The sequence below is a fragment of the Erwinia endophytica genome, from assembly GCF_009295515.1.
GTDB classification, from domain to species: domain Bacteria; phylum Pseudomonadota; class Gammaproteobacteria; order Enterobacterales; family Enterobacteriaceae; genus Erwinia; species Erwinia endophytica.
On record NZ_RQVV01000024.1, the window covers coordinates 85,149 to 97,983 of the forward strand.

At 52.4% G+C, this 12,835-nt stretch carries 10 protein-coding genes; 6 read left to right on the top strand and 4 right to left on the bottom strand.

Annotated features, from left to right (window positions below):
* Window positions 1-95: 95 nt before the first annotated feature.
* Entirely contained in the window at window positions 96-1,589 is a 1,494-nt protein-coding gene (gene pdxR / locus EH228_RS08450) for a MocR-like pyridoxine biosynthesis transcription factor PdxR (RefSeq protein WP_152321237.1), read from the top strand.
* Between the two features lie 273 nt (window positions 1,590-1,862).
* Complete coding sequence (locus EH228_RS08455; protein ID WP_152321238.1) at window positions 1,863-2,948, top strand: ABC transporter ATP-binding protein; 1,086 nt, start codon at window positions 1,863-1,865, stop codon at window positions 2,946-2,948.
* 59 nt (window positions 2,949-3,007) lie between these two features.
* Here EH228_RS08455 and pta read toward each other — a convergent pair whose 3' ends face one another.
* Both pta and ackA read right to left on the bottom strand, forming a co-directional pair.
* Window positions 3,008-5,158 carry a phosphate acetyltransferase gene (gene pta, locus EH228_RS08460; protein ID WP_193323305.1) on the bottom strand — a complete coding sequence of 717 codons (2,151 nt, stop codon included), beginning with the start codon at window positions 5,156-5,158 and terminating at the stop codon, window positions 3,008-3,010.
* 188 nt (window positions 5,159-5,346) lie between these two features.
* The gene (gene ackA / locus EH228_RS08465) at window positions 5,347-6,549 is read right to left on the bottom strand and encodes an acetate kinase (protein WP_152321239.1); all 1,203 of its coding nucleotides are present in this window, start codon (window positions 6,547-6,549) and stop codon (window positions 5,347-5,349) included.
* A 335-nt stretch (window positions 6,550-6,884) separates the two neighbouring features.
* Here ackA and yfbV point away from each other — a divergent pair, with 335 nt between their 5' ends.
* The 4 genes from yfbV to EH228_RS08485 all read left to right on the top strand — a co-directional run bounded on the left by yfbV (window position 6,885) and on the right by EH228_RS08485 (window position 10,570).
* On the top strand, window positions 6,885-7,337 hold the full coding sequence (yfbV, locus tag EH228_RS08470; RefSeq protein WP_152321240.1) for a terminus macrodomain insulation protein YfbV: 453 nt from the start codon (window positions 6,885-6,887) through the stop codon (window positions 7,335-7,337).
* A gap of 148 nt (window positions 7,338-7,485) precedes the next feature.
* Window positions 7,486-7,980 (top strand): YfbU family protein, encoded by a 495-nt coding sequence (locus EH228_RS08475; protein WP_152321322.1) that lies wholly within the window; start codon window positions 7,486-7,488, stop codon window positions 7,978-7,980.
* Window positions 7,981-7,998: 18 nt separating this feature from the next.
* Window positions 7,999-8,658 carry a sugar phosphatase gene (locus tag EH228_RS08480; RefSeq protein WP_152321241.1) on the top strand — a complete coding sequence of 220 codons (660 nt, stop codon included), beginning with the start codon at window positions 7,999-8,001 and terminating at the stop codon, window positions 8,656-8,658.
* Window positions 8,659-8,737: 79 nt separating this feature from the next.
* Entirely contained in the window at window positions 8,738-10,570 is a 1,833-nt protein-coding gene (locus EH228_RS08485) for an SLC13 family permease (protein ID WP_152321242.1), read from the top strand.
* A gap of 4 nt (window positions 10,571-10,574) precedes the next feature.
* On the opposite strand, the gene yfbR is transcribed toward EH228_RS08485, so the two are convergent.
* Window positions 10,575-11,171: a 5'-deoxynucleotidase gene (yfbR, locus tag EH228_RS08490; RefSeq protein ID WP_152321243.1), complete on the bottom strand. Its 597-nt coding sequence runs from the start codon at window positions 11,169-11,171 to the stop codon at window positions 10,575-10,577.
* Between the two features lie 123 nt (window positions 11,172-11,294).
* Entirely contained in the window at window positions 11,295-12,509 is a 1,215-nt protein-coding gene (locus EH228_RS08495) for a pyridoxal phosphate-dependent aminotransferase (protein WP_152321244.1), read from the bottom strand.
* Window positions 12,510-12,835 lie beyond the last annotated feature (326 nt).

Here is a 12,835-nt window from a genome sequence, read left to right on the forward strand (position 1 = left end):
CGTGGTTCGTTCCACGCACATTGGGCTATCTGTTTTTTACCGTTTTGTGGAATTTATAATCCAGAGCCAGTTTTTTTTATTTGGAGGTACCAATTTTGCGAACGTTACTTGGCGACCTTCTCGCACACCGTTTAAGTCAGGCTCCCGCCGGTGCGCTGAATAAGCGGTTGTACGATGTTTTGCAGGCCGCTATCCAGGAAGGTGCCATTGCCACTGGCAGCCGTCTGCCTGCTTCACGCGATCTGGCGAAAGAACTGAAGGTTTCGCGCAATACGGTGTTGGCGGCCTACGAACAGTTGCAGTCCGAGGGTTACCTGCAAACCCGTACCGGCAGTGGTACCTTTGTCTGTGAGCAACTGCCGGAGATCGTGCTGGAAAACAGCGAACCACTGCCAGCACAGGGCACGTCGTTTCATTATGTCAGCTTGTCCCGGCGAGGAACGCGTGTGCTTGGGCGCAGCGGAGCAGGTGCTTACCAATGGGGTGCTTTCATGCCCGGTGTTCCTGATGTTAGCCATATGCCACATGATATCTGGCGAAAAATTCAGCTGCGGCTCAGTCGCCGGATGCCGGTGGAGGCGCTGAGCTATTCCAGCCACGGCGGTTGCCTGCAATTGCAGCAGGCGCTGGCGGACTACCTGCGGGTGAGCCGTTCCCTGCATTGCAGCTATGAGCAGATCCTGATCACGGCTGGAACCCATCAGGCGCTGGATCTGTTGGCGAAAATGCTCTGCGATCCTGGGGATGGTGCGTGGATTGAAGAACCTGGCTATTGGGGATTTCGCAACGTACTGGCGGTGAACGGGATTGAATTGCTGCCCACGCCGGTTGATGAACAGGGGATGATGCTGCCGGATGTTGCCGCTCTGAGTGGGGTAACCCGCCTGCCAAGACTGATTTGCGTCACGCCGTCGCACCAGTATCCGTTAGGTGCGGTGATGAGTTTGCAGCGTCGTCAGCAACTGCTGGCACTGGCGAAGTCGTCAGGAAGCTGGGTTGTGGAAGATGATTATGACGGTGAATTTCGTTTTGGCGACAGCCCTATCCCGGCGCTGCAAGGGTTGTCGGCGGATGCCCCGGTAATCTATCTTGGTACCTTCAGCAAAACGCTCTATCCCGGCCTGCGCCTGAGCTATATGGTGGTGCCGAAGCCTCTGGCGGCGAGGATGAAAATGGCCTATTCCGAGTTGTATCGCGGCGGGAACGGTTTGGTGCAACTGACACTGGCTGAGTTTATCCGGGAGGGGCATTATGCCGCCCACGTACGTCGGATGCGCCAGCTCTATAGCCGTCGCCGCGCTGCGTTAGTGCAGGTGATCACTAACAGCCTGGGCTCTGCGTTTCTGGCGCAGCAAAGCAATGCCGGGCTGCACCTGATCCTGTCGCTGCCAGAGCACATCGATGACGTGGCGCTGGCCGCTGAACTGGAACAGAACGGTGTGTTGACCCGGCCGCTTTCAGCCTACTACTTGCAGGGCGCCAGCCGCCGTGGCTTGCTGTTGGGTTATGCCTGCGTCGAGGAACAGAACATGGCGGCCACCTTTGAACCGGTACGCAAGTGCCTGCAACGCCATCTGCAACCGGCCTGAAGTCATGCATTAAAATGAGGCGAGGCGCACTATGGTGGTGCGTCATGCTTGCCTGATCCTCTTGCTTTATTTTTGTGGATAAAATTTAAAAGAATTAAAAATAAATATAATCATATTGTTGTATGAGTTTTCTGCCTGTTTGTTTTCCATCGATTGCCAAATTCTGCTTGTCGAAAGGAAAAATGTTGTGATAGAGCTAAAAGAGCTCCCGACGGCCAGGTCTTCCCCTGCTAATGCTGTTGGTCATTTATCCTGTCTGGACGAGAAAATACCATGAGAAAGCTGGTCAGTTTTAGGAATATCAAGAAGAGCTACGACGGTGAAAAGCTGGTGGTACGCAATCTCAATCTGGAGGTGGAGGAGGGTGAGTTTCTGACTCTGCTGGGCCCCTCCGGATCAGGAAAAACCACCAGTCTGATGATGCTGGCCGGGTTTGAAACACCGACCGATGGTGAGATTTTTTTGCGTGATCAGCCGCTGCATACACTGCCGCCGCATCAACGCGATATCGGTATGGTATTCCAGAATTATGCGTTATTTCCACATATGACAGTAGCAGAAAATCTGGCTTTTCCGTTGTCAATTCGTCGTCTCAGCAAAGCCGATGTGAAAGAGCGAGTCAGTCGGGTACTGGATATGATCAAGTTGACCCCGCTGGCTGACCGTTATCCGGCACAGATGTCCGGTGGTCAGCAGCAACGCGTGGCGTTGGCGAGGGCACTGGTGTTTGAGCCGAAGCTGGTGTTAATGGATGAGCCGCTTGGCGCGCTGGATAAGCAACTGCGTGAGCATATGCAGATGGAAATCAAACAGTTGCATAAGATGCTGGGGTTGACTATTGTCTATGTCACCCATGATCAAAGCGAGGCGATGACCATGTCGGATCGTGTGGCGGTGTTTAACGATGGCATGATCCAGCAAATGGACCGTCCGGATCGGTTGTACGAACAGCCGACCAATGCTTTTGTCGCTCAGTTTATTGGGGAAAACAACTGCCTGCTGGCGACACAGATGGGCAGCCAGGAAAATTATTACCGCGTTCAACTGGATGATGGAACACAGTTGGATGCGTTAAAGGTACGACCGAGTTCATCCGGTAAAAAAATCCAGCTCAGTATCCGCCCGGAGCGGGTTAACGTGAATGCGCCGGAGGCCGGTGATCAACAGGTTAGCGCCCGTATTCAACAGTTTATCTACCTCGGTGATCATGTACGGATGCTGACTGAAGTCAGTGGACAGGGTAATTTTATGGTCAAACTCAGTCCGACGAAGATGGACAGCCGTTGGCAGGTTGGCAGTGAAGTTATGCTGTCATGGCAACCACAACATTTGCGTGCGCTGGATGTGATGATTCAGTAACACCTGGCGTAAAAAAGGCCGCAGCAGCGGCCTTGTATGCGTTTCTGTTGGCAACCAACTTACTGGTGGCTTTCAGCCTGTTTGGACTGGATAGCCGTCAGGGCGATGGTGTAGACGATATCGTCAACCAATGCGCCACGCGACAAGTCGTTAACCGGTTTGCGCATCCCCTGCAACATTGGCCCGATGGAGATCAGATCGGCTGAACGCTGTACCGCTTTATACGTGGTGTTACCGGTGTTCAGATCCGGGAAAATAAACACCGTAGCGCGACCCGCGACCGGTGAGTTTGGCGCTTTGGATTTGGCCACATCGGCCATGATCGCGGCGTCATACTGCAGTGGGCCGTCAATGACCAGATCCGGACGTTTTTCCTGTGCGATACGGGTTGCTTCACGTACTTTTTCCACATCACTCCCCGCACCGGAATTACCCGTCGAGTAGGAGATCATGGCCACACGAGGTTCGATACCAAAGGCCGCGGCAGAATCCGCAGACTGGATAGCGATTTCGGCCAATTGCTCTGGATTGGGATCCGGATTAATTGCACAGTCACCGTAAACCAGCACCTGCTCTGGCAGCAGCATGAAGAACACCGAAGAGACCAGCGAGCTGTTTGGTGCGGTTTTGATCAGCTGCAGCGGCGGACGGATGGTATTGGCGGTGGTATGAACCGCACCGGACACCAAGCCGTCCACTTCACCACGTTCCAACATCATGGTGCCAAGCATCACGTTATCTTCCAGTTGCTCTCTGGCGACCACTTCAGTCATTCCCTTGTTCTTACGCAGTTCGACCAGACGAGCAACGTAATTTTCACGTACTTTTTCAGGGTCGACAATCTCGATTCCTTTGCCCAGTTCGACCCCCTGCACCGCCGCGACACGCTGGATCTCATCCGGATTACCCAGCAAGATACAGGTGGCGATGCCACGTTCGGCACAGATAGCCGCCGCTTTTACCGTACGCGGCTCATCGCCTTCCGGCAGAACAATGCGTTTGCCCGCCTGACGGGCTAACTCGGTAAGCTGGTAGCGGAAAGCCGGTGGCGACAGGCGGCGGCTACGCTCAGAAGCGGCGGTCAGCGATTCGATCCATTTATCATCAATATAATTGGCAACGTATTCCTGCACCCGTTCGATACGTTGGGTATCATCGCTGGGCACTTCGAGATTGAAGCTTTGCAGGCTCAGGGAGGTCTGCCAGGTATTGGTTTTCACCATAAAGACAGGCAAGCCGGTAGCAAATGCGCGCTCGCACAGTTGCTGGATTGGCGCGTCAATTTTGTAGCCGCCGGTCAGCAGGATAGCCCCGATTTCTACGCCGTTCATTGCCGCCAGACAGGCGGCAACCAGTACATCAGGGCGATCGGCTGAGGTCACCAGCAGCGATCCCGGACGGAAATGTTCCAGCATGTGTAGCAGGCTACGGGCACAGAACGTGATCGACCTCACGCGGCGAGTATTGATATCGCCTTCGTTGATCACTTCAGCATTCAGGTGGCGGCACATATCAATAGCGCGAGTGGCTATCAGGTCAAAACTCCATGGTATACAGCCCAGTACTGGCAAGGGACTGTTCGCAAACAGCAGCTTTGGATCGATATTGGCGACGCTGGCCTTGCTGGAGTCATCAAAGATTTCCGACAGATCCGGGCGAGTACGGCCTTGATCGTCAACGGGAGCATTCAGCTTGTTGATGATGACCCCGGTAATGTTTTTGTTCTTACTGCCGCCGAAGCCACTTTGCGTTATCTCAATGCGCTCTTTCAACTGTGTTGGAGAGTCGTTGCCCAGCGACATCACGAAGATAATTTCTGCGTTCAGTGTCTTGGCGATTTCATAGTTCAGTGCGGAAGCAAACTGGTGCTTACGGGTTGGCACCAGGCCTTCAACCAACACCACTTCAGCATCTTTGGTGTTTTCGTGGTAACGCGCGATGATCTCTTCCATCAGCACGTCTTGCTGGTTCGAGCCCAGTAGTGACTCAACCCGGCTCATCTGCAGCGGTTCTGCCGCCGGGATAGAAGAGCTCTTACGAATGATATTGGTGGTGTGATCCGGGCAATCGCCGCCTAAACGCGGCTGGGCGATGGGTTTGAACACACTCAGACGCACGCCTTTACGTTCCATGGCACGAATAACGCCGAGGCTGATACTGGTAAGGCCGACGCTGGTGCCGGTCGGGATAAGCATAATAGTACGGGACACGATAAACCTCTCCGCTCATATCCTTTTATTGACCTCGTCGCGACAGGTTAATTCACTTCGGTTACTTACTGGAATAAGTATTTGAAGAGGCGTTAACGTGCTGCTTTTTGAGCTGTCAACAATTCTGGATATTTTGTTTGGTGTCGGAAAACAACACCGCCAGTAAAAACTGGCGGTGTGAGTATCTCTTAAGCCGTCAGGCGGCTGGCATCCTGGGCAATCACCAATTCTTCATTGGTTGGGATGACCAGGGTTGGTCGGGTGCCTTCTTTATTAATGAAGCCCGCTTTGCCGAAGCGAGCGTCCAGGTTGCGTTGGTGATCCACTTCAAAGCCCAGCAGCGCCAGTTTATTCAGTGTGAGCTCACGAACCATAGTGGCATTCTCACCGATGCCGCCAGTGAAGACAACCGCGTCCAGACGACCCTCCATCAGCGCCGAGTAAGAACCGATGTATTTCGCCAGGCGGTGGCAATACACGCTCATTGCCCGTTTCGCGTCTTCTTTAGTGGTGTAGTTCTCTTCCACATAGCGACAATCGCTGGTCACGCCAGTCAGACCCAACAGGCCAGACTCTTTGGTCAACATTTTATTGATGGCGTCAACACTCATCCCCAGCGTGTCGTGCAGGAAGAAGACAATGGCTGGATCGATATCACCGGAACGCGTCCCCATGACCAGGCCTTCCAACGGGGTTAGCCCCATTGAGGTATCCACGCACTCACCGTTACGGATTGCCGAGACAGAACCGCCATTACCCAAATGGCAGGTGATAATGTTCACCTGCTCCAGTGGCTTGTTCAGCATTTTGGCTGCTTCATGAGTAACATAGTAGTGGCTGGTGCCGTGTGCGCCATAGCGACGAACGCCATGCTCTTTATACAACGCGTACGGCAGGGCATAAAGGTAGGATTCTTCCGGCATAGTCTGATGGAATGCGGTATCGAAAACGGCGACATTCTTATCAGAAAGGTGCGGAAAATTTTTCATCGCTTCACTGATACCGATCAGGTGCGCCGGATTATGCAGTGGCGCGAAGGACGACGCATCTTTGATGCCCTGAAGAACATGCTGGTCGATGATCACTGACTTCGTCAGCTTCTCACCACCATGAACAATACGGTGACCTATCGCAGTGATTTGTGCAGACAGTTCAGGTTTTTGTGCCAGGATAGACTTAACAATGAAATTAAGTGCTTCGCTATGGGCTGCGCCAGCGCCCAGTTCCGCTTCCTGCTTAGCGCCTTCCATTTTCCATTTGATCCGGGCTTCTGGCAGATGGAAACATTCGGCTAAACCGGAGAGGAATTCATCACCGGTTGCCGGATCGATAATGGCAAACTTGAGTGAGGAACTACCGCAGTTCAGAACCAAAACTAACTTACTCGACATGGAAGGTCCCTATTGGTTAGATGTGGTGAAAAAAAACTCAGTCAGCTTATCAGCGTAGCGCATGAAAGCTGGTACATTAATGATGAATGTTATGCTGTCGGTAAATTTTGTCCGAAAGCAAAAAAATTGCATAAAAATGCCGAGATTTTTTGAATTTTGCCTCGCTCCCTGCGCGGGCTTCAGCAAACTGGCCGCACAAATGGTAACAGCCAGTAAATCAGCGGGGACAGGATAACCAGAGTGTCCTTTAAAGACAAAATATTTTGAAAGATGTAAGATAAAGTTGTTGTGTTGTGTTTTTTGTTTAACTTCTATCTCAAAAATTGAGGTCAGACATGGCTAATGAATCCGGCTCAGTCGGTTGGTTTAAACTGTTCCAGCATGGACAGCATTATATGAAGACATGGCCTGTCGATAAGCGCCTCGCTCCAATGTTTCCAGAGAATCGAGTGACGAAAGCTACCCGTTTTGCTGTCCGTTTTATGCCGCCGCTGGCGGTGTTCACTATGGCCTGGCAGGTTGCGTTGGGTGGACAGCTTGGTCCATCTGTCGCTACCGCAGTGTTTGCCTGTAGCTTGCCGATGCAAGGGCTTTGGTGGTTAGGTAAGCGATCGATAACGCCATTGCCACCAGGATTGTTGAACTGGTTCCATGATGTGCGGGAAAAACTGTTGGCTGCAGGCCAGGCGCTGGCGCCGGTAGAAGGTAAACCGACCTACCAGTCACTGGCTGATGTTCTGAAACGGGCATTCAAACAGTTGGATAAAACCTTTCTCGACGATCTGTAATGTCGCGGGGTTTTCTCCGCTGTTCAGGCGAAAACCCGGTTTACATCAAAAAAGCGTTGGTTTGTTATGCCGTGTTAATGCGGGTTATGCGATCCTTACGTCATCCCCTTCAACGTTATATCTTGTCCCTGCGACACAGGAGTGAATGATGGAAATGACCCATGCCCAACGGCTGATCCTCTCCAACCAGTATAAAATGATGAGCATGCTTGATCCGGATAACGCCGAGCGTTATCGCCGTCAGCAAACGATTATTGAACGTGGCTATGGTTTGCAAATGCGTGAACTCGATCATGAGTTTGGCCAACTAACCGAGGATGTCTGCCGCACCATTATCGATATAATGGAAATGCACCATGCGCTGCACGTGTCCTGGACCAATTTGAAAGAAGCTTCCGCGATTGAAGAGCGGCGCCTGGCCTTCCTTGGGTTTGATGCGGCGACGGAAGCTCGCTACCTCGGCTACGTACGCTTTATGGTTAATGTGGAAGGGCGTTACACTCATTTTGATTCTGGCTCCCACGGTTTTAATGCGCAGACGCCAATGTGGGAAAAGTATCAACGCATGCTGACAGTATGGCACACCTGCCCAAGGCAGTACCATTTGAGCGCGAATGAAATCGCGCAGATTATCAATGCCTGAGTGAGAAGGAAAAACGCAGTGAAGTGTAAAGGTTTTCTGTTTGATTTAGACGGTACGCTGGTGGACTCACTTCCGGCAGTCGAGCGAGCCTGGGCAAACTGGGCCCGGCGGCATGGTATTGCCGCCGATGAAGTGTTGAACTTCATTCATGGCAAGCAGGCTATCACCTCACTGCGCCATTTTATGGTTGGGGCTTCGGAAGAGGAAATCCAACAGGCGTTCTCCGCGCTGGAAAAAGCCGAAGCGGAAGACATTGATGGCATTGTTGCACTGCCAGGCGCGCTACAGTTGCTTTATACCCTAAACGAATTGGATATTCCGTGGGCGATTGTTACCTCTGGCTCTATACCTGTCGCCTCGGCTCGTCGGCGCGCTGCCGGGTTACCTGAACCGGAGGAATGGGTGACGGCCGAGCGAGTGCAGAATGGCAAACCAGCGCCGGATGCTTACCTGCTTGGTGCTCAATTGCTGGAACTGGAGCCGGAAGAGTGCGTAGTCGTGGAAGACGCGGCGGCCGGGATCCTCTCTGGGCTGGCGGCGGGCTGTCATGTGATTGCGGTTAACGCGCCGGTTGGTTCCCCCCGATTGGAAGAGGTGGATATGCTGATCAACTCACTGGAAGAGTTGATTATTCACAAAAGTCCGGACGGCACTATCGCGGTGCACCGGAAACACTAAATGATGATTTAACCTCGCATTAGCGGGGTTTATTTTATGGTAATTTTTGCCATGTTCTCCCTTCGCAAAGAGACTGATCGTGAATAAAGAGCTGATCTGGGTTCTCAGTCTGTTAGTCATCGCTATTCTTCTGTTTATCTGCGGCAAATTACGGATGGATGTGGTGGCGCTACTGGTCATCGTCGCTTTCGTCCTCAGCGGTACACTGACCTTACAGGAAGCCACGATGGGCTTTAGCGATCCCAATGTTATCCTGATTGCCGCATTGTTCGTGATTGGTGAAGGATTGGTGCGTACCGGTGTGGCGTTGAGAATGGGCGAATGGCTGATCAAAGTCGCTGGCAGTAGCGAAACTAAAATGCTGGTGCTGCTGATGGCAACCGTGGCCGGGCTGGGGGCGTTTATGAGTTCAACCGGGGTGGTTGCTATTTTTATCCCGGTAGTGATTGGCGTGGCGGCAAAAATGAACACCTCCCCCGGACGACTGATGATGCCATTGAGTTTTGCCGGGCTGATCAGCGGGATGATGACCCTGGTGGCAACGCCGCCAAATCTGGTGGTTAACAGTGAGCTGCTGCGCAACGGGATACCGGGATTCGGTTTTTTCGATGTCACGCCCATCGGGCTGGTGGCGCTGGTGCTGGGGATTGGTTACATGTTGGTAGCCCGGCTCTGGCTGGTAACGCCGACTCATCAGGATGAGGCTAAAAAGCGTGTCAGGAGGACCTTCCGCGATTTAATCCACGATTATAAGCTCAGCGGACGGGCACGAAGGTTAGCGGTGCGCCCCGGTTCGTCATTGATTGGTCGCCCGTTGGATGATTTGCAACTGCGCCAACGTTACGGCATCAATGTGGTTGGGCTGGAACGCTGGCGTAAATTCCGACGGGTGATGGTTCCGGTGACAGGCACCACCGAGTTTTATTCCAATGATGTTCTGCTGATTGATATGTCAGCGGCAGAGATCGATTTACGCGAATTCTGTAGCGAAAATCAACTGGAGCCGATGATCCTGCGGGGTGAGTATTTTTCAGATCGCGCGCAGGACGTAGGCATGGCGGAGGTGTTGGTTATCCCGGATTCGGAACTACAGGGAAAGAACCTGCGGGAAATCGCCTTTCGTACGCGTTTTGGCGTCAGCGTTATCGGGGTACGTCGCCGGGGGGCGGTGCAGGACGGGGCGCTGAATGATCTGGCGCTGGAACTGGGTGATATTCTGCTGGTGATCGGCGACTGGAAAAAAATCACTCAACTACAGCAGCAAAAGCGTGATCTGATTGTGCTTAATATGCCCGTTGAAGTGGACGATGTCGCGCCTGCCAGCAGCCAGGCGCCGCATGCAATATTTTGTCTGGCGCTCATGGTGGCGATGATGCTCACCAACGAAATACCCAATCCGGTCGCGGCGTTGATTGCCTGCCTGCTGATGGGGAAGTTTCGCTGTATCGATATGGATAGCGCCTATAAAGCTATCCACTGGCCGAGTATTGTTCTGATTGTCGGCATGATGCCCTTTGCACTGGCGTTGCAGAAAACCGGCGGCGTGAAGTTGATCGTTGACGGGCTGATGGACCTGGCCGGGGGCAGAAGCCCATATGTGATGTTGCTCTGTCTGTTTGTGCTGTGTGCCACTATCGGTCTGTTTATTTCGAATACGGCTACGGCAGTACTGATGGCGCCAATCGGCGTAGCTGCCGCGCAGCAAATGGGCGTCTCTCCCTATCCTTTCACGTTGATCATTGCCGTGGCGGCTTCAGCGGCCTTTATGACGCCAGTTTCATCACCGGTAAACACGCTGATACTGGGCCCCGGGGGATATCGCTTCAGCGATTTTGTGAAGGTTGGCGTACCGTTTACTCTGTTGATCATGGTGGTCAGTGTGTTGCTGGTACCGGTACTGTTTCCGTTTTAACCGCTTAAAGTGATTCCTGGCTTATCTCGTCCAGAGAAAGATTAAAGCTGGGAACAAACACCTCGACGAAATAGTCCATCTCTGGGCTGTGGCGTTCTGTCAGCGTTTTTTCCAGTCTCGCTTTGGCCAACTGAAACTCGTGGTTGCCAGCGGCGAGCTCTTCCAGACATTTCAGGTAGGCGCACAGCGCGTCGGCTTGTTTGACAATAGCCGTCTCGTCTTCACTGCGCTGATGTTCATCCAGCAATGGGCGATAAGCGTCACGCAGTTCTTCTGGCAACATCTCAATCAGTTTCAACTGGGCGATTTTCTCAATTTTCTTGTATTCATGTGCGATCTGCGCGTTGTAGTACTTCACCGGCGTAGGGAGATCGCCGGTCAATACTTCACTGGCATCATGATACATCGCCATCAGTGCGATGCGCTCGGCATTGAGATTGCCGTTAAACTTGTGGTTTTTTATCACGGCGAGGGCATGAGCCACCATCGCGACCTGCAGACTGTGTTCGGAGACGTTCTCCGTGCGCACGTTGCGCATCAGCGGCCAGCGGTTGATCAATTTCAGACGGGAGAGATGGGCAAAAAAATGACTTTGACTCATGGGGGGCTGTTTTCCTGTGTCTGGGGAACAGAGCCGAAAATCCGGCCCCGAAACCCCAGTATAACCTGATCACCCGGCAAGAAGCAGTGCTATCGGTAGACATCCTGTCGGGGAGCAGGGGAATTACTGATGATAGTTCTCAAGGAAACGGCCAAATTTACCCACCGCCATTTCCAGGTCATTCACATGCGGCAGTGTAACGATGCGCACATGGTCAGGCCACGGCCAGTTAAAGGCGCTGCCCTGAACCAGCAATACTTTTTCCTGCAGCAGGAAATCCAGTACCATTTTCTGATCGTCATGCAGGTTAAACTTGTTCGCATCGATCTTCGGGAACATATACAGAGCGCCATCCGGTTTCACGCAACTGACGCCAGGAATATCGTTGATCAGTTCCCACGCACGTTGGCGCTGTTCGTACAGTCTGCCTCCCGGCATGATAAATTCGCTGATGCTCTGATAGCCGCCCAGCGCGGTTTGAATGGCATGCTGTGCCGGGACATTGGCGCACAGGCGCATTGACGCCAGCATTTCCAACCCTTCAATATAACCCCTGGCATGCTTTTTCGGGCCATTAAGCACCATCCAGCCCTGGCGAAAGCCAGCCACACGATAGGTTTTAGACAGACCATTGAAGGTGATAGTCAGCAGATCCGGTGCCAGTGCGGCGATGGAATGGTGCTGTGCTGCGTCATAGAGGATCTTGTCGTAAATTTCATCAGCGAAAATGATCAAATTATGCTGACGGGCCAGTTCAACGACTTCTTGCAAGAGCGCTTTACTGTAGACTGCACCCGTTGGGTTGTTCGGGTTGATTATCACAATACCGCGAGTACGCGGGGTGATTTTACTCCGAATATCATCAAGATCGGGGAACCAGCCAGCTGACTCATCGCAGAGATAGTGCACGGCTTTACCGCTGGAAAGTGAGACCGCCGCAGTCCACAAGGGATAATCCGGGGCCGGAACCAGCATCTCGTCGCCGCTGTTTAATAGTGCCTGCATCGACTGAACGATCAGTTCGGACACGCCGTTGCCAATATAGACATCTTCCACGGTCATGTCGTGCATGTCGCGTGCCTGATAATGTTGCACAATGGCCTTACGGGCAGAGTAGAGCCCTTTAGAATCGCAATAGCCCTGCGCACTAGGCAGGTTGCGGATCACATCAACGAGGATTTCGTCAGGCGCTTCAAAACCAAATGGGGCAGGGTTGCCAATATTGAGCTTGAGGACTTTATTACCTTCTTCTTCCAGTCGCTTTGCTTCTTTTAACACCGGGCCACGGATGTCATAGCAAACGTTGTCCAGTTTGCTGGATTTATCAATTGGGATCATTTCTTATGCCTTTGACGGAACTGCATTCCTGCCGTGGAAAAATGAATCCGCACAATGTACTCCTCTCTAAAGCGCTTTTGAAGTGGGATCATGCGCTTTAGAAACATCCATTTGGCGTAGGCGGTGTTTTTATCGCTATTGGGTAAAATCTGGTGGATTTATGGGGGTGGTAGGATTGTCAAATTGTTCTTAATAAATTGATTGGAAAGTGAACTTGATGACAATCTGTTCTCCTGAGCGAAGGTGACACCAATGTTTGCGTCATTTCGTTGTCCGGATGGGTAACATGGCATTGAATGATAAATTTTTGTTCCAGCTGACCAAGC